Origin of the sequence: Massilia sp. Root335, assembly GCF_001425685.1 — a bacterium.
GTDB lineage: Bacteria > Pseudomonadota > Gammaproteobacteria > Burkholderiales > Burkholderiaceae_D > Telluria > Telluria luteola.
Genome location: NZ_LMCY01000062.1, coordinates 56,810 through 75,944, shown reverse-complemented (window position 1 = coordinate 75,944; position 19,135 = coordinate 56,810). Strand labels below are relative to the sequence as shown.

At 65.8% G+C, this 19,135-nt stretch carries 7 protein-coding genes; 5 read left to right on the top strand and 2 right to left on the bottom strand.

Annotation, left to right across the window (positions count from 1 at the left end; all coding sequences use genetic code 11):
- Window positions 1–28 precede the first annotated feature (28 nt).
- A complete protein-coding gene (locus ASC93_RS27540; RefSeq protein ID WP_229412890.1) occupies window positions 29–718 on the top strand; it encodes a M23 family metallopeptidase in 690 nt (229 codons plus the stop codon).
- A gap of 567 nt (window positions 719–1,285) precedes the next feature.
- Entirely contained in the window at window positions 1,286–2,080 is a 795-nt protein-coding gene (locus tag ASC93_RS27535) for a hypothetical protein (RefSeq protein WP_157202150.1), read from the top strand.
- A gap of 759 nt (window positions 2,081–2,839) precedes the next feature.
- Here the strand turns inward: ASC93_RS27535 and ASC93_RS27530 are convergent.
- Complete coding sequence (locus ASC93_RS27530) at window positions 2,840–6,070, bottom strand: lantibiotic dehydratase (protein ID WP_056450276.1); 3,231 nt, start codon at window positions 6,068–6,070, stop codon at window positions 2,840–2,842.
- Between the two features lie 43 nt (window positions 6,071–6,113).
- The gene (locus ASC93_RS27525; RefSeq protein ID WP_082548389.1) at window positions 6,114–8,252 is read right to left on the bottom strand and encodes a TonB-dependent siderophore receptor; all 2,139 of its coding nucleotides are present in this window, start codon (window positions 8,250–8,252) and stop codon (window positions 6,114–6,116) included.
- A 1,100-nt stretch (window positions 8,253–9,352) separates the two neighbouring features.
- On the opposite strand from ASC93_RS27525, the gene ASC93_RS27515 reads away from it, so the two are divergent.
- The 3 genes from ASC93_RS27515 to ASC93_RS27505 all read left to right on the top strand — a co-directional run bounded on the left by ASC93_RS27515 (window position 9,353) and on the right by ASC93_RS27505 (window position 19,129).
- Window positions 9,353–11,686 carry a penicillin acylase family protein gene (locus ASC93_RS27515; protein WP_229412889.1) on the top strand — a complete coding sequence of 778 codons (2,334 nt, stop codon included), beginning with the start codon at window positions 9,353–9,355 and terminating at the stop codon, window positions 11,684–11,686.
- A gap of 105 nt (window positions 11,687–11,791) precedes the next feature.
- A complete protein-coding gene (locus tag ASC93_RS27510) occupies window positions 11,792–18,157 on the top strand; it encodes a non-ribosomal peptide synthetase (protein ID WP_082548387.1) in 6,366 nt (2,121 codons plus the stop codon).
- A 9-nt stretch (window positions 18,158–18,166) separates the two neighbouring features.
- Window positions 18,167–19,129: a TauD/TfdA family dioxygenase gene (locus tag ASC93_RS27505; RefSeq protein WP_056450266.1), complete on the top strand. Its 963-nt coding sequence runs from the start codon at window positions 18,167–18,169 to the stop codon at window positions 19,127–19,129.
- The last annotated feature ends 6 nt before the right edge of the window (window positions 19,130–19,135 follow it).

The window sequence follows — 19,135 nt, the reverse complement described above, 5'->3', positions numbered from 1 at the left end:
CAATGAGGAGACGGCGATGAGATGGTTGATGACTTTCCTGCTCGGCGTGCTGGTGGGCGCCGGCGGCCTGTTCGTCTGGCTGCGCCAGATGCCGCCAGAGCACGCGGCGCCCGCGGTGGCCGTGAACACGGGTTCCCTGCCCGCGCCGCCGCCGCCCGCCGGCACCCTCGACGGCAAGCTGCCGCCGGCGCCGCAGGTGATGCCCGACCTGACCGAACTGGATCTGCCGCTGCGTCCCGCAGGCACGGACACCCCGGCGGCCGCGCCGGCCGCGCCGCCAGCCACACCGGCAGGCAAGCTGCTGGTGCCGGTCGACGGCATCCCGCCCGCGAAGCTCACCGACACGTACGACCAGCCGCGCGGCAGCGAACGCCATCACGAAGCACTGGACATCATGGCGCCCAAGGGCGCGAAGGTGGTGGCGGCGGCGGACGGCAAGATCGTGAAACTCTTCACGAGCAAACCGGGCGGGCTGACCATCTACCAGTTCGATCCGACCGAAAAATACGCCTATTACTATGCGCACCTGGACCGCTACGCGGACGGCTTGCAGGAAGGGGCGCAGGTCAAGCGCGGCGACCTGATCGGCTATGTCGGGTCGACGGGCAACGCCGATCCGAACGCGCCGCACCTGCACTTCGCCGTGTTCGAACTGACCCCGGAGAAGCAGTGGTGGAAGGGAACGCCGGTGGATCCGTATCCGTTGCTGCAGCCGTAGTGCCGCGCGTCAGACCGTGGCGTGCGCGGCCCCTCCCCGCCCAGGCGGGGAAAACCATCAAGGGGCCGCCGGCGCCCTGGAACGTCCGGCCGGATTAACGCCGGGCCGCCGGCAAAGCCCCATCCTCCCGTATCAATAACGCAGTCGCCGCATTCCCCGACTGCGCTCCACCGCTCCGCGCTTCGAACACGGCGCCGGCTCCCGTTACGGGCGGCCGGCAATCGCCTCCCCCGTTCGGACGACCTCCCGCGATAAAAACCCCCGAATTGACCGATCGCGAATACATATGCAATTCGCATATATTTCATTTACAAATATTTTGCGTTTAAGAATAAAATTGTGGCATCATTCTCAACGTCATTGCGCCGTTTAATATATTCGAACGAATGGCATCCGCGGTAAGGGGATTACCCTGCATGATTGGATTTGCGCGCAATCCGGACAATTCGAACTGTCGTATCAATCAATAAGCGCGGACGGGTGGTGGCTTACGGAGCCGCTGCGTTTCGGCGCGGCTACTTCGCGCTTTTGTAGCAAGTGCGCAGGATTTCTTACAAAGGGACGAGAGTGAAATACAGAAAATTTGTAGGCGCCGAGTGCATCGGCGATGCGATATCGATGATCAGCTCCGATGAGCTGGACGTCGCATTGGTCAAGAACGTCGTGCCGCCTGCCGACTGTATCGCCATTCAAAAAAACTTCTTCGGGTCCGAACACCGCCGGCGCCGCCCCGATAACGTTCCGGGTTATATACTTGGCGCGACCCACTACAGCAAGACGCCGGCCGAATATTTCATGCAATGCTCGGAAGCCCGTGCCTCCGTCAGCAGCATTTTCGAGAATACGGTCGATCCGATGAGGCTCGTGCATCGGGCGATCAACGAGAAAACACGGCGCTCCATTCGCCCTTCCCGGCTCGGCGATCGGGAAGCCCTGCATGCCCGCGCGGTGGAATGGCTTCCCGATTTATCGGTCACGAGCGAATTCCTGCTGCGCCCGCACGAGGACTTTTCGCAAATCGACTGCAGTCGCAACGAAGGCTGGGAAGTGCGCGACGCCAAGAATGTCATGGCGATTAATTTCTATGCGAGCGCGGACGCTGTCTCGGGCCGCTTGCGAATCTACGACTACATTCCGGATACCTCCACGCGCGACCGGCTGGAACTGCAGGGCAATGGTTATCCCTATCCGCTGGATTTGCTGGAGAATAAGACTTATATCGAGCTTGCCGTCGAAACGAGCGACATGGCGATCATTAACGGCAAATATATCCATGCCGTCACCAGCACGCGCAGCAAAAGGGTGGTCATCAACTGTTTTGTCGCGCAAATGTCCTCTTCCGAATACGTTTACTGGACCTGAACGGCCGCCCGGACCCGCTCTGCCGCCTGCGTCGGCGGGCCCGGCGGCCCGCGCGCCCGGGCCCGTCGGCGCGCGGGCGACCCGGCGTCGACGATTTCCTGCACCGGCCGTTTCAGACCGAAAGCCCCCAAACACATGTCATCGGCCAGCGCCGCCGAATCCGCGTCCTGTATCGATATTCGCCCGCGGCGAATACGCGTCGGCGCTTATGCCGATATGGAACCATTCCAAACGACGAAAACGCCCGCTCCGGATCGCATTAAATAATATATGACGACCACCGAAGCACGATATTTTCCGGGAATCTCGTGATATTATTAACAAGCGGACATCAGATATTCGGATGAATCCGCATACGCGAAGTTTTAGTCCTATTCACACTCATGTTTTTGGAGGCTTTAAAGATGGACGTTGCAAAACCAAAATTGTCGCTGAACCTGGAAACACTGAAGCAACTGAGCAACGGCGATACGGCCGAGAAAAGTAATGTAATCAATACTTATGACTGCTCCGCCGTATGCAGTTCTGAAACGCGCGAGAACTTCCCGCAGGATTAAGCAGGCTGATCGGCATTAAACCGGTCAACCGGCGCACGTAATCAATGGACACCATCCGGTGTCCATTTTTTTATGTTCCATTCAGTCGGCCAATGCGTCCGCCGATCGCAGCCGATATCTCGAATAATCGCGCGTCGCAATATCCGGATCGACGCTCCAGCCACCCGGGATACCGGACGGGCGCATGCAATTCCGCGTGCGGTTAATTTTCCGCGCGATCGCGCCCGGCCAGCGATTCGTAATGGCGGCGCAGCAGGTCATATATCACCATCTCGTGCCGGCGCTGCTCCGATCTGAAAAAGCGGTTGACGGACATGTGAATCACGCTGGCACAAATCTGCTGCTGCCGGGTGCGCCCGAGTTTTTGCAGCAAGTGCCGTCCTTCCGCACGGACGATTTCCGAGCGCGCCATATAAATGTCGCGGGCTTCCGATTGCCCCGCCGGCGCGCCATTCAGCAAGACCTGGAGATTGTCTCGCATCCCCCTGAACTTTTTCCCCAAGAGAATGGCCTGATCTTTTGAAATGTTAAATTCCTTGCCAAAGCCGGCGGCGAGACGACGCAGAAAAGTCAGCCTGTCGGATGCATCGATATCGAAATCTTTCAACAGCGTATCCACGCCCAATATCGCGTGATCGCCGTGTTTCTCCGCACCGCATTGCCGGCCGATCGGAATGAACCGGGCAGCCGCCTCGCTGTCCGCATGGAAGATCTTTTCGCACGATAATATGCCGTCGCCCCCGCCGTACCGCTCGAGTTCGCGTTCATAGGTATCGATCTGGATTTTCCAGATCGTGCGGTCCGCAAGAAACGGACGCAACGCCGCGTTCAGGTCCATGACCACGCCGCCCCACAGCGCCGCCGGCGGCCCGAACAGGCGCAGGCGTACATGGGCTTCCGGATCCGCATACCGGATGAAGAACCATTTCTCGACCTGCCCTTTGGCCGTCCAGCCCGTCAAGAGGTCGTGCAATGTGCCACCGATCAGCCGGTCGGCAGTCGCGTTGCCGCAATAGATCTTGACGTACAGGCACTCTCCCCCGGGCGCGAGCGTCCGAGCGACGGCGTGCCCATCGATGACGGCGCCGACCGCGCGGGACGGCGGCGTCCCGTGACCGTTCGCCTGTCGACGGCCCGCCTCGTCCTTGCTCAGCAGGAGCGGAATGAATATTTCGCTCGCGTAGCTGTGCTTGCCGTCGCTGACCGCCGCGTCCTGCGCCGGCACGTAAGCCTCCTCCAGCCTGAGCGACCGGGCGCCACGGGCCATGTCGAAAAAAACCTGCGCCGACAAGGGGTTGTCGAAATCGATGGCCAGCGCGTTGTCATGCTCGACCAGCGACACGAATCGGGGGAGCTTGTATTCGCCAGCCACCTCGGCGAATTTTCCCGGCAGGCCGCTTGCGTACGCGTCGCCCAGCTTGTCGATATCGGCCGCCGACAGGTTCCACTGCCGGTGGGTGAGCTGCAGCCTGCCGACGCTGATGCGCGGCAGGTAGGGCATGGCCTGCAACCAGGCCGGCCACACCGGTCCGAAGCGCCCCGCGCCGGCAAACTGGAGACTCGCCAGAAACCGATAAACCCCGAGATTTCCTTTCCCGAGGAAGTGATGTGCCGACGACAGGCGCGGGACGATCTCGCGCTCCAGCCGGTTCGACCATAATCTCAGGCGGCCGTCCTCGACCGACAACATCAGGTCGTCCAGCCTGACCTGCTTGTCCAGCGGGCGGCCGGATCGCCCCAGGTAGACGATCTCATGGTCGGTAAAGCAGGGTCTTGCGACGACGTTCCCGATCCGCCCCTGGGGCAAGTGAACGATTTCCGCGACGACCGCGTGAGGGCATCGCCGTCCTTCCTCGGCGATCAGATCGGCCGTGAGGGCCCGCAGCGTTTCATCGCCATGACAGAACCGACCGAACAAGGAACTCGCGGAACCCGACAGGAAACGCACGTGCGCCTTCGCGATACCTGCCGCATCGCGTTTGACGGGCACGATTTTCGCGCAGATGGATGCGGGCGGCGGCGGCAGGCCGTCGCGCTGGAACCGGGCCAGGTCGTCGCGCGTGATCGCGATCTCGTCGCTGCCGTTCTTGACGGCCTCCAGGAATTTCCGCACCAGATACCGGCCGAACGGCGTCCCGGCCTCGGACTCGGGAGCGTCGTCCTGGGCGAACTTCAGGTCCTGCAGCAAGTGGGACTCGTCGGCCCCCATGTCGCCGAACCCGATGCCTTTTTCCGCGTCGAGGACGTCGCCGAGAGGCACCCGCTGGCCGTCGTAACGCGCCACGAAACGCCGGATGAAACCGTCGACCGCGCGCGACTGCGATGCCGTCGCCGCGTAGACCAGGCCGGCGCATTGCGCGATGTCCGCCACCAGTCCTTCGTCGAGACACAAGTCGCCCGCCGGCTTGAACAGGTCGACCTGCAGCGCGTCGGCGACATGCCGCGGCGCATCCAGGCCATCCAGTTCCGCAACGATCCCGTCGTAGCCATGCGCCGGCCCGCCGACGCGTCCGGCGTTCAGGGCCCCGATCTTCCGGTCGAGCGCAATCAGCCGCATGACGTCGTCGGTCTTGTCGTCCAGGGCGGCGACGGTGGCCAGCATCGAACGCAAGGGTTCATCGCCGGTAACCGTCGGCTCGAGTTCGGAGACCAGGAACCGGCAGTCGACCATGGCATCGATGAAGGCATGTGCTTCGTCCTCGTCCACGTCTTCGCCGCGCGCGACGTGGTGCGCCAGTGCACGAAGCGTCGCGCCCGACTGCGCCATCCGGAGCGCAGCGACGACGGCCCGGCTGTTCTCGACGCCCGCGAGCCGATAGGTACGAGCGCTGGCGCCCACGTCGTACGCGACGTAGCGGAGCCGGTCTCCGCTCTCGCATATCGTATCGTTGGGAAAAAATTGCAGCTGCCGCCTGATTCTGTCGTCCCCGAGCAGGCGCTCGGCCAGCCGGCACACATAGCCATTGTCCAGCCGTGCGTGCTTTTCATAGCTGGACGGGTCGTTCAACACCAACTGCGTGCGCGCCCCGACGCGACCCGTCGACATGCCGGCGAACAGTCCGAACGGCGTGGACCGGCTGCACATGCGCGAAAAATACTTGACCAGTGCGGCTTCGATCTTCCGGCTTTTCGCGCTCAGCGGGTCGTTCAACCAGTAGTGCAGGCGCTGGTGCAGCGAGGGCGACGCCAGCGACAGCGCTTCCTGCACGCGTGCATCGTTCACATGGTCGCGCAACCGCCGGCGCACGCGGTCTTCATGGGCGCGGCGCGATGCGGCGCCGCCGGTCCCGTCGTCCGCCCAACGCTCGAACAGATCGAGAGGGAGCAACGGCGTGCGCAACACGAAGAAACCGGCAGGAACGTAGCGTGCTACGTGCTGCGGCCGATGCGTGACGGTTCGCGTGACATCGTTCATATCGGACGGCTCGATCATGCTCCATGCCCGCGCCGGCGTCGCCACCGGCGCGGCGCTGCGTTCAGAACGGCGCCTCATACTGCAGGCGCACGACGGCTTGCCGCGGCATATATGTCCTGCGCTCGTTGACGGTCCCGCCGTCGTCGTAGATCTGGACGTCGCGCCGGGTCTGGTGCAACAGGTCGCTGGCCGAAAAACGCCATTGACCGCCCCAGGCCGGCCATGCCACGTACGTGTCGAGTTCGCGCAGGATCGCGGTGCGGGTCGTCAATGCCGACGTCAACCGGGCGACATTGCCGCCGACCACGTGCAGATTCACGCCCGCCGTGATGCCGGCCTTGAAGTTCAGGTCGGCGCCGACGTTGGCGGTGACCGGCGCCTGTGCGGCCAGGCGGTTGTCCGGCCCCTGCAGATTGTCGACGCGTGACCAGTTGCGGCCGAAATTGACGTGCACGTCCGTGCCCGGCCATCCGGGACGCGGCGCCGCGACCGGCACCCTGGCGTCGAATTCGATGCCGCGCACTTCCGCCTGCCCATCGTTGATGGGGGCGCTGATCCATTTACCGTTCTCGACCCACAGCTCGCGCAACACGACGTCGTGGATACGGCGCGCGTAACCGGAAATGCTGACCACGCCGTCGCGGGAGAAATAGGATTCGTACGCGACGTCGAGTCCCCACGCCAGTTCCGGCCGCAAGCCGGGATTGCCCTGCATGTCCGGATTGGTGGCACCGTTGTCGTTATTGGTCGGATAGCGGCGCGGCACGAGGTCGATCGGTTGCGGCGCCTTGTAGGTGCGGGACAATGCGGCGCGCAGCTGGTCGCGTTCGCGCCCCGGCAGTTTCCAGACGACCTGTGCGATCGGGCTCAGCACGCGCGATTGCGTCGACGTGCCGGCGAACTCGGTTCCCGTCGTATGGGTATTCAGCCCTTCCCAGCGCAGGCCCAGATAGGCCTGCAGCCGCTCGCCCAGCGTCCATTCGTCCTGTGCGTACAGCGCCAGGCGCCCGACCGTCGCCGTATAGCCCTGGTCGAGCGTGTAATACGGCGGCGTCTGCGGTTCGCTGTCCTGCTGCAGGCGCGACTCGCTGCGCCGCGTGACCGCCGCATCCCAGCCGAACGCCATATCGTGGTTGGCGACCAGCGGCGCAAGATACTTGCCGGTGGTCGTGGCGCGCCGCTCCCTGAAGCCCTCGACGACGACCCGGTCCAGCCACGGTATGCCGTCGCTGTCGATCCCGTGATACTGGAAGCCCCCGTCCCGATCGCTGACGTCGACGCCGGCCGTCAGGGTCAGGCGTCCCGCGTTCGCGAACCGGTGGTCCCAGCTCAGGTCGGACTTCGCCAGCCAGGCCTTGAACACGTTGCGCCAGTGCGCCTCGGGCGAGGCGGTCGGGTCGCCCACGAACGTGGTTTCGCGCGACTCGCCCGCCGCGTACGTGCGGGTGTTGTTGAATATGCCTTGCCAGGACAGCTTGTCGCCGTTCGCGAGCGTCGTATCGACGCGTGGCGTCAGGCTGGCGCGCCGCTGGTCGATATCGACCGGCTGGTAAAAGCGGCGCAGGGCCAGGCCGTCGGCATCGACCGAGCGCTCGTCCGCATACGGCTCGTTGTGCACCTGGGAGCGCGACACGGTGGCCACCACCGAATACGAGGTCTTGTCGCGCCGCCCCGACCATTGCACCGTGCCGGCCGGGTTGCTGCGTTCCTGCAGGTGCTCGACGCTGACCTTGGCGGTACGCCGTGGCGGACCGGAGACCTTTTTACGCAGGACGATGTTGACGGAGCCCGCGATCGATTGCGACATGGTGTCGGCCGCGGCGCTGCGCAAGATCTCGATCCGTTCGATCAGGTCGGGCGGAATGCTGTCGATCGAAAAATTGCCGGGCGCAGGCTGGCCGTTGATCAGGATTTGCGTGTAGCCGGCGCCGAGTCCCCGCATGCGGACCTCGTTGCCGCTCACGCTCAGCCCCGGCTGGCGTTTGAGCACGCCGGAGAGCGTCGTGTCGCCGAAGCGGTCCAGGTCGTCGCGCCCGACGACGATGCGGCCGACCGCATCGTTGCGGCGCTGCTCGACGGCACCGGGCCCCTTGATTTCAACGCGCTGGATCTCGACCGGGCGATCGCCTTGCTGGGCATGAACGGAGCAGTGTATTGCGACTACAGGAAGGCAGAATACTGCCTTATATAGACGTTCCATAAATATTCTTATAATGTTGCGACCAACGGCAAAATTCCGGCAAAAATTCAATAGAACCACCCTGGACCCGCCGACTCGTTCGAACCGAACCCTGCACCACTCCCCTGCCCGCCATATTTGTCCGGCTCACCAATCAACGCCACTTCCCGACCAAGGCATACCGAAAATGCCGCAATACCGGATTATCCGCGCCATTGACAAAACCGGGACGCAGGCAATCGGCAGTCGTATGCAAATGCGCGTGATTACACCAGAAACTCCAGGCCTCATATCCGCACCACCAAACCGTCATCGGATCATGATCCCTGCGCACATCGCGGCGACATATGCACTCTAGCATGTCTTTTTTATACAAAGCCAACCAACGATATTCCCATTCAACAATTAAGAATATTCCCGCCATGTGATTAAGAATAGTCCTACCCCGACATTAAGAATATACCCACGAGAAAGTTTAAGAGTATTCTCATTCATACAATTAGGAATAATCCGAGTAAAAGATATACGTGAATTATCACGATTTGGCGCCGGGTGCGGCCTCGCCGGCGCCGGCGCAACGCCCGGCTGCCGTTCGGCACCGTTTCCCTATGAGAGCGACGGCCTGCGGGCGCCGCGGCGCAACGCCAGCCCGTGATAAAACGTGGGGAACCCGCCCGCCGCCATTCGGCGCGAGGCGGGCGAATATGACATTTGCGTGTCAAAACTGCCGCACGACTAATCTATATAGCGGCCTTATCGGACATCACAGTAAGCGTCAGCGGAATCCGACCTTCGCGACAGCCTAAAGCGCGCCACGGCAGCGCCGGGTCAATCTCATTCCCCTGTCGCCGATCCAATTTCGCGGACCATGCGATCCCTTCCCATATATAACCGGCCCGGCATTCGCAAATCGAAACGCCGGACCGGGTTCATGCGCCGTGAATAATCTCGATAATATTGAAATTTTTTTCTTCCACGCTCACAATCTTTATGCGAGAATAAATTTTTAACAACCATTACATTCCCTCACAAGAAAGCACTGAGGCGAGTTATCTGGTAGCGAAACGAGTGGAGAAGATATGCGCCGGGTTTCAAAATACGCGTTGATTGGGGCAAGTGGTGTGCTGGGCATAACGGCATTGGCTGCCGGCGCGTTTTATCTGAATATGTATGCCAGCCGTCCGCAACTCGACGGCGATATTGCACTCGCAGGTCTGCACCAGAGCGCGCTGATCAAGCGCGACGAAAACGGGACGCCGTTGATCGAAGCGGCCGACCTGAACGACGCGGTATTCTCGATGGGTTTCCTGCATGCGCAGGAGCGTTACTTCCAGATGGACCTCTTGAGGCGGAAGGCGGCCGGCGAACTGGCCGAACTGTTCGGCGCCCGTGCGGTCGAAGCGGACAAGCTGGCGCGGGTGCACCGCTTCCGCGCACGCGCACGTGAATTCGTCGAACAGTTGCCGGCGGACCAGCGCACGGTGCTGCGCCACTATGTCGCCGGCGTGAACGCCGGCCTGCGCCAGCTGCATGCCCGGCCGTTCGAATACTCGCTGCTGCTCACGGCGCCGGCGCCCTGGAAGGAAGAGGACGTCCTGCTGGTGAACATGGCCATGTACCTCATGCTGCAGGTTCGCAACGAGCCTCATCCGGAACTGATTCGCCAAAAACTGATCACCCAGTACGACCGGGAGTTCGCCGACTTCATGCAGCCGTCCGAATCGGAATGGGATGCGCCGATGGCCGGGCACGCCGGCGCGCCGGCCACCGCCGCCTTGCCCGCACTGCTGGGCAAGCAGCTTGCCATCGCCAGCGCCCCGCACGTCGACGACCTGGTCGCCGACGCGGGGTTCGGCATGAGCCAGCCGAAGGAGTCGATCATCGGCAGCAACAGCTGGGCCGTATCGGGGCGCAAAGGCATCGACGGTCACGCCATCCTGGCGAACGACATGCACCTGCCCCTGCAACAGCCGAATACGTTCTACCGGGTCAGCTTCAAGACCAAGGGGTCGTCCCGGATCGTCGCGGGCGTCAGCATCCCGGGCTTGCCGCTCCTGGTCGCCGGCAGCAACGGCAATATCGCCTGGGGCCTGACCAACAGCAACGGAGACTGGAGCGACCTGGTCCGCATTCCCAAGGAACACCTGGCGGCCGAGAGCAGGACGGTACGCGAGATGATCGCCGTCAAGGGCGGCAGCGCCATCCCGCTCGACGTGCAGGAAACCCAGTGGGGACCGGTGGTCGCGAGCGACGCCCAGGCCGCCTACGCGATGAATTGGGTGGCTCATCATGTCGAGGGCAACAACCTGAAGCTGTACGGCATGATGACCGAACCGTCCATCGACGGCGCGCTCAAGATCGCCTCCCACGCTGGCATGGCGCAGATGAACATGCTGATCGCCGACGCCCATGGCAACGCGGCCTGGACCATCGCCGGAAGGATTCCGCAGCGCACCGGTTTCGACGGGACCGAACCGGTCGAATGGGGCAATGGCGTCGGCTGGTCGGGCTGGCTCGACACGCCGGACTACCCGCTGCTCACGACCGCGGACCACGATTACCTGTGGACGGCGAACAATCGCGTCCTCGACGGCGACGCCCTGAAAAAAATCGGCGCGGGATCCTCCTTCGCCCTGGGCGTGCGCGCGATGCGCATTCAGCAGGTCCTGGCGGCGAGCAAGACGATGAACGAAGCCGACATGCTCGCCATGCAGCTCGACGACGTGTCCCTGCTCATGAAGCGCTGGGATGGCCTGATCACCCAGGTCATCGCCGGCATGCCCGAGTCCGAGGACAAGAAAGTACTCAAGGACACGTTTGCGCAGTGGGATGGCCGCGCCGCGGCCGATTCGGCGGCCTACCGCGTCATTCGCCGCTTCCGCGATGAAGTCGCCGGCGACCTGATGACCGAGGCTCTCTCCAAAGTCCTCAAGAGCGATCCCAAGCTGCGTTGGGACATGTTTGCGCACAACTGGGAACTGCCGCTGTGGCAAATCGTGTCCAGGCGTCCGGCCAACATGCTGCCCGCCGGATTCGCGTCATGGGATGCGTACTTCCAGGATGCCCTGGTGCGCCGCGTCTATGGCCCGTACAAGAAGCGCTTCAACGGTGCGCTGTCGAAAGCGGTATGGGGCGAAGCGAACATGTCCGATATCCGCCATCCGCTGAGCAAGGGCATTCCCCTGCTCGGCTCGATACTCGACATGCCCAGCAGCCCGATGAATGGCGACAGCAACGTGGTGCTGGCCCAGTTCATGTCCTTCGGCCCGGCCATGCGCCTCGTCGTATCCCCCGGTCACGAACAGGACGCCATCCTGACGATGCCGGCGGGCGAGGCAGGCAATCCGCTGACGCCGTATTTCCGCAAGGGCCACGAGGAATGGCGGACGGGCAAACCCCTGCCCCTGCTCGCCGGCACGCCGCGTTACGTCCTGCGCCTGACGCCCCTGAACTAACGCCCCGAGAGTCCTTGCCTGACGGACGCCAGCGTCCTGCCCACGGGCAGGCGCGTGGCCCGTCACGTCCTGTCGCGTCCATAACCAGTCCGAAAAGTCGATTCCATGACCGCACAACACACTGGCTTTCCCTTGTCGGCGTCGCAAACGGCGATCTTTCTCGACCAGGCCATCCACAAGACCGTCCCGCTGTACAACATCGGCGGCTATGTTCAACTGACCGAAGACGTCGATATCGAGGCATTCACCGCGGCGTTCGAACGCGAGAGCGCCCTGCACGACGCGCTGCAGCTGCGCTTCGGACAGATCGACGGGCAGCTGCGCCAGTGGGTGGAGCCGGGTAAGCCGGTCCTGCAACTGCTCGATGTCAGCGCCGAGACGGCTCCCGCCGACGCGGCGCTGGCCTGGCTGGATCGCACGTTCCAGCACGTGTTCCGGCTGGACCGGGAAGCGCTGCAGGTGTCCGCGCTGATCAAGGTGGGCCCGCGCGAGTCCTGGTATTGCTCGGTGGCCCACCATCTCGTCATCGACGGCTGGGGCTTCGGCCTGTGGGTCAAGCGGCTGATGGCAAGCTACCTGGCCGGGACGCGGCGCGGCAACGCGACCCCGCCCCCGGCCATGACGTTCATGCACAGCGTTGCCGAACGCCTTGCCAAGGACGGCGCCGCGCCGCAGCGGCGCGAACAGGCGCTCGATGCCTTGCCCGACGCGGTGTTCGAACCGCTGTTCGAGGCGCGCACCGCCGACACCGGGACGCAGCGCAGCGTGCGCGTGGTGCGCGACATTGCCCCGGCGCGCCTGGACGCGCTGACCGGCTTCGCGTGCGCGCACGGCTTCGAATTCCACCACCTGCTGCTCGCGCTGCTGTTTGCCTATGTTTCCTCCCTCAAGCTGCGTACCAGCCTGGTGGTGGGCCTGCCCTCGCACAACCGCCGCCGCGCCGAAAAAGACATCGTCGGCAGCTACGTGCGCGTGATTCCCTGCCTGCTGTCGGCGCCCGCCGACAGCACCATCGTCGACCTCATGGGCATGGCCAGGCAGGCCATGCTGCGCAGCAGCAGGCAGGCCGCGGGCGCCCAGGTGGCGCCCGGCACCGGCGCGGGCGGCCAGCGCGCCGGGCGGATGTTCGACATCCATTTCAATTACATGCGGCTCGATTATGAAACCGACAGCCCGCACCTGCAGACGGTCACCCGATACCTGACCAACTGCTGGACCCAGACGCCGGTGTCCCTCAACGTGTGCGATTTCGGCGCACACCAGCCGACCCAGCTCCAGCTCGACGTCAACGAGGCGTTCCACGACGCCACCGATGCGGCCCGCATCCTCGACCGCCTCGACGATCTCGCGCGCCAATTCATGGCGTCGCCCGAGCTCACGCTGGCCGCCGCGGCGCTCGTGCCGGCCGACGAAAAGCGCGTCCTGCTCGCCGAACTGGGCACGGCAACGCCCGGCCGGCAGCGCGAGGACATCGCGCGCCGCTTCGACGCCATGTGCGCCGCCGCGCCCGACGCGATCGCGCTGCGCGGCCCCGACGCGACGCTCAGCTATGGCCAGTTGCGGGACCGCGCGCGCCAGCTGGCGGCCTGGCTGCAGCACGACGCCGGCGCCAGCGGCGACGCCGGCGCGCCGCTGGCCATCGCCATGCGCGCCTCGGCCGACGCCATCGTGGCCATGCTCGCCGCCGTGATGCTGCGCCGGCCGTATGTGCCGCTCGATCTCGCCTGTCCGCCGGAACGCCTGGCCGCCATCGTCGCCGACGCCGATCCGGCGGCGATCCTGGCCGACGCCGACGGCAGCGCCGCGCTGGCATCGCTGCAGTGCGCGCTGATCGATCTCGACGACCCGCGCACGCGCGCGGCCGTCGCGCAGGCCGACGGCGCGTCGTTCCGTCCGGCGCCGCCGGTGCCGCCCGCGGCCCTCAATACGATGCCGGCGTGGATCATCTACACGTCCGGTTCGACCGGGACGCCGAAGGGCGTGGTCTTGCCGCAGGCCGCCATCCTGCGCCTGGTGCTCGAGCCGAATTTCATGGTGCTCGACGCCGCCACGGTCATGCTGCAGGCGGCCAACCTGGCGTTCGACGCCGCCACGCTGGAAATCTGGGGCGCATTGCTCAACGGCGGCACGCTGGTCCTGCACGGCCAGCGCCCGCTCGACCTGGACACGCTCACGCGCCTCATCGACGCGCATGGCGTGACGCACCTCTGGCTCACCGCCGGCCTGGCGCACAAATGGGTGGCGCGCCTGACGCACGTGCCTTCGAGCCTGAAGTATCTGCTGTCGGGCGGCGACGTGGTGCCGCCGGCGGCGCACTTCAAGATGCGGCAACTCGCGCCCGACGTCGTCTTCATCAACGGTTACGGCCCCACGGAGAACGGCGTGTTCACCGCCTGCGCGGCATTGACCGGCCCGGGCGACCCGGTGCGCGCGCTGCCGATCGGCCGGCCGGTCAACGGCACCACCGTCCACGTCGTCGACGCCCACGGCCGCCTGCTGCCCATCGGCGAAGCGGGCGAGTTGTGGACCGGCGGCGACGGCCTCGCCATCGGCTACCTGAACCAGCCGGCGCTGACGGCCGAGAAGTTCGCCGACGTCCCCGGCCCCGACATCGGCGAGCGCGTCTACAAGACCGGCGACCGCGTGCGCTGGCGCCCGGACGGCCAGCTGGAATACCTCGGACGCATCGACCAGCAGGTCAAGATCCGCGGCTTCCGTGTCGAACCCGGGGACATCGAGAGCTGCCTGTGCAGCCATCCGGAGGTCGCCCAGGCGGCGGTGGTGGCGGCCGGCGACGGCGCCGCCGACAAATACCTGCGCGCCTTCGTGCGCTGCCATGGCGCCGCCGCCGACACGCTGCCGGCGCGGCTGGCCGCCCACCTGCGCTGCGTCCTGCCGGACTACATGGTGCCGGCGCACATCACCGTGCTCGACCAGATTCCGATCAATGCCAACGGCAAGATCGACCGCGCACGGCTGCGCGCCCTGCCTCCGCCGCCCGCGCCGGCCGCACCCGTGCAGGCGGACGCCAGCGCGACCGAGCGCGCCGTGTGGACGCTGTGGCAGGCGGCGCTGCAGGTGCCGGTCGCCTCGGTCGATGCCGATTTCTATGCGCTTGGCGGCCATTCGCTCGCGGCCATGCAGCTGCAGGCCGAGCTGAACGACCATTTCGGCACCGACGTCGCCCTGGCGGACATCCTGCGCCTGCCGACCATCCGCCAGCAGGCCGACCTGGTCGACCGCTGCCTGGCGCAGACAGAGACGCCGGCACCGCGCCGCGCCGGCGCGGCGCGCGGCACCGGCGCCGAGGTGGCGATGTCGTTCGTCCAGCAGCAGATGTGGCTGAGCCACAAGCTGAACGGCGGCAGCCACGAATACAATGTGCCGGGCGCCTACCTGGTGCGGGGCGCGCTCGATTGCGCGGCGCTGCAGGAAGCGCTGCGCCGCATCGTCGGGCGTCACCTGCCGCTGGCCTGCGTCGTGGTCGACCAGGGCGAGCGCGCCGTGCTGCGCCCCGTCTCCCCGACCGCCTTCGTGCTCGCCGTGCGCGCGGTGCCGGCACTCGACGACGCCGCGCGCACGGCCCTCGCGCGCGACGAGCGCCTGCGCTCCTTCGACCTCGAACGCGACTTGCCGCTCCGCGCCAGCCTGTTCACGTGCGACGGCCAGCCGGACCTGTTGCTCGTCACGTTCCACCACATCGCCGTCGATGGCCTGTCGCTGGCGAACTTCCAGGCCGAGCTGGCGGCGCTGTACCGCGAAGTGCGCGGCGGCGCGCGGGCCGACCTGCCGGAACTGGCCGTGAGCTACGAGGATTTCGCGCTCGACCAGTGCGACCACGCCGGCGCCGGCGCCGTCGCGGCCGCGGTCTCGCACTGGCAGGCGCACCTGCACGGCGCGCCCGCGGTGCACGAACTCCCGCTCGACAAGCCGCGGCCGGAAAAAATGAGTTTCCGCGGCCGCGTCGCGCGCGGCCGCCTCGACCCCGCCGCCAGCGCGCGCCTGGCGCAACTGGCGGCCCGGGAACGCGTGTCGCTGTTCACCGTGATGCAGACCGCGTTCGCCGTCCTCGTCGGCGAGTACAGCCAGTGCCGCGACGTCCTCGTCGGCACGCCGGTCAGCGGCAGGCCGCACAAGCGCCTGTATCCGCACATCGGCTGCTTCATCAACACGGTCGTCACGCGCACCGCGTACGCGCCGCCGGAAACGCTGCATGCCATCCTGGCGCGCAATGCGGGCCAGTGGCAGGACCACCTCGCCCACCATCAGGTGCCGTTCGCGCAGGTGCTCGGCGCGCTGGCCCCGGTCCAGTCGCGCAGCGTCAATCCCCTGTTCCAGCTGTGGTTCGTGCTGCACGGCGCGGAACCGGGCGAACTGCACCTGGACGACGCCGTGCTGGAACTGCAGCACGGCGGCGAAGCGAACACCAAGTTCGACCTGATGCTCGCGGCCATGCCCGGCGCGCAGGGCATGCTGCTCGAGTGGCAGTATGCCGACGACCTGTTCGAGGCCGCGTCGATGGAGCGCATGCTGGCCGCCTACGTGGACCTGCTGCGCGGCCTGCCCGACCTGCTGCACGTGCCGGTGCGCGAACTGGCCGGCCGGCTGGCGCTCGCGGGCACGGTGCCGGCCGCCGCGCTGCGCACGCCCGTCGCATCGGGCGCATCGGTCGCGCACCGCGTACTTGCCCACGCAGCCGTCCATCCAAGCGCGCCCGCCGTCAGCGACGGCCGCACGACGCTCGACTACCACCAGCTTGCCGGCAAGGTGCGGCGCCTGGCGGCCGTCCTGGGCGAGTCCGGCGTCGAAGCCGGCCAGTGCGTGGCCCTGTGCGCCGACCGCACCATCGGCGGCGTCGTCGCGATGCTGGCGATCCAGGCGCTCGGCGCCGCCTACGTGCCGATCGATCCGAAGCTGCCGGCCGCCCGCCTCGAGTTCGTCCTCGACGACGCCGGCGCGCGCGTCCTGGTCTGCCATGCGCAGGTGTCTTCCCGGTTCGCGGGCGCCGGCACCGACATCGTCCTGCTCGACGGCGTCACCGACGACGACTGGCTGGCCGACTACGCCGATGCCGCGCCGCCCGCGGCGCCGGCCGGCGACCACGTCGCTTACCTGATCTATACGTCCGGCTCGAGCGGCTATCCGAAAGGCGTGCGCGTCACGCATGCCAACCTGGCGCACTACGTGACCGCCATGACGGAGCGCCACGGGTTCGGCGACTGCCGCCGCTACGCCGTCAGTTCGGCCTTCCACACCGACCTGGGCAACACGACGCTCTACCTCGGCCTGTGGCACGGCGCGTGCCTGTACCTGATGGACAACGCGACCATGCTCGACGGCGCCGCCGTCAGCCGCTATGTGCACGAGCACGCGATCGAGGTCATGAAGATCACGCCAGGCCACTTCACGGCACTGTGCGACGAAGGCGAATACGCGGCGCCGGTGCCGTCCCGCTTCCTCGTGTTCGGCGGCGAAGTCCTGCGCCGCGAGACGCTCGACGCCATCAAGGCGGCGTGCCTGCGGCGCGGCTGTGCCGTGATCAACCATTACGGTCCGACGGAAACGACGATCGGCTGCCTGACCCATGCCATCGACCTGCACGCGATCGACCATGCCGCGCCCCTGGGGCTGCCGCTGCCGGGCGTCTCGGCCCAGGTGCTGAAGGACGGCCTGGCCGTGCCGCGCGGCGCGTGGGGCGAGCTGGTGATCGGCGGCCCGACGGTCAGCCTCGGCTACCAGAACCGCGAGGACCTCAACAGCGCGGCGTTCTTCCGCGCGCCCGGCGCCGCCGGCGCGCCGGTCCGGCATTACCGCACGGGGGACCGGGTGCGCCTGAATGCGCGCGGCCTGTTCGAGTTCGGCGGCCGCTTCGACGACCAGGTCAAGATCCGCGGCTTCCGGATCGAACTCGCCGAAATCGACAGCAGCCTGCTGCGCCTGTCCGGCGTGAGCCACGCCATCACGCTGGTCCATCGCGACGACGCCGGCCAGGACTGCCTCGCGAGCTTCGTGGTCGCGCGCGGCCTCGCGCCGGCCGACGCGATGGCGGCGCTGCGCGGCGCGCTGCCGGATTACATGCTGCCCAAGGCGATCGTCGTGCTGGCCTCGATGCCGCTGCTGGGCAACGGCAAGCCGGATCGGCGCGCGCTGCTCGCGCAACTGGCCGGCCAGCAGGCGTCGCCCTGCGTGCCGCCGGCCACGCCGACCGAGATCGTCGTGCACCGCATCATGTGCGCGCTGCTCAAGACCGAACAGTTGTCGGTCGACCAGCGCTTCTTCGACGCCGGCGGCAACTCCCTGCTGGTGACCCGCCTGGCCAACGAACTGGACCAGCAACTGCAGCGACGCATCCCGGTGCACTTTTTGATGGAAAACCACTCTCCGCGCACGCTTGCCGACCTGATCGACGCGCTGGCCATGGCCACGAGTTCCCAGCAGGCCGGTGAAGACGCTATCGAAATCGAAATCTAAGGATCGCACATGAAACTGAGCAAGTACGCTTCCCCCGAACAACTGGCAGCCATCAGCTATCCGATGACGCTGGACGGCATGAAGCTGGGCGCCTGGATGGCCGAGCACCGCACGCGGCTGATGGCCCGGATCGAAGCCGACGGCGTCGTCCTGCTGCGCGGACTGAACATCATCAGCAGCGGCCAGTTCGCCACCATCGCCGCCACGCTGTTCAGCGACGGCCTGCTGTCCTATACCAACCGCTCCACGCCGCGCACTGAACTGAAGGGCAACGTCTATACCTCGACCGAGTACCCGAAGGAAGAAAGCATCCCCCTGCACAACGAGAACGCCTATTCGCATGAATGGCCGATGAAGGTGGCGTTCATGTGCCTGGTGGCGGCCGAACAGGGCGGCGCGACGCCGGTGGCCGACAGCCGCCGCGTGTACGAGCGCATCCCCGCGCCGATCCGCGCCAAGTTCGAGCGCAAGGGCGTGCGTTACGTGCGCCATTACAGCAGCGTCGGCTTGCCATGGCAGGAAACGTTCCAGACCGAGTCGCGCGAGGAAGTCAACGCGTATTGCGAACGGCACGGCATCGCCTGCGAATGGATCGGCGACGACTTGCTGCGCACGCAGCAGGACTGCCCGGCCACCGCCGTGCATCCGCACACCGGCGCGACCGTCTGGTTTAACCAGGCCCATCTGTTCCACGTGTCGAGCCATACCGCCGAGAACCGCCAGGCCCTGCTGCAGACCTTCGGCGAAGACCGCCTGCCGCGCCATGCCTACTACGGCGACGGCGAAGCCATCGAGGAAGAAGCGCTCGATGCCATCCGGGCCGTCTACGAAGAAGAAAAGATCGCCTTCGCATGGGGTAACGGCGACCTGATGTTACTGGACAACATGCTGTATTCCCATGGACGCGACCCGTACGACGGTGCGCGCAAAGTGCTCGTTGCGATGGCCGAAGCCCGCACCTGGTCCGCCTGACATCCG

What these genes read in the sequence shown, in the direction of transcription:
- ASC93_RS27540 (WP_229412890.1), top strand. Translation starts at nt 29, where the DNA reads ATGACTTTCCTGCTCGGCGTGCTGGTGGGCGCCGGCGGCCTGTTCGTC.
- ASC93_RS27530 (WP_056450276.1), bottom strand. Translation starts at nt 6,070, where the DNA reads ATGATCGAGCCGTCCGATATGAACGATGTCACGCGAACCGTCACGCAT.
- ASC93_RS27525 (WP_082548389.1), bottom strand. Translation starts at nt 8,252, where the DNA reads ATGGAACGTCTATATAAGGCAGTATTCTGCCTTCCTGTAGTCGCAATA.
- ASC93_RS27510 (WP_082548387.1), top strand. Translation starts at nt 11,792, where the DNA reads ATGACCGCACAACACACTGGCTTTCCCTTGTCGGCGTCGCAAACGGCG.
- ASC93_RS27505 (WP_056450266.1), top strand. Translation starts at nt 18,167, where the DNA reads ATGAAACTGAGCAAGTACGCTTCCCCCGAACAACTGGCAGCCATCAGC.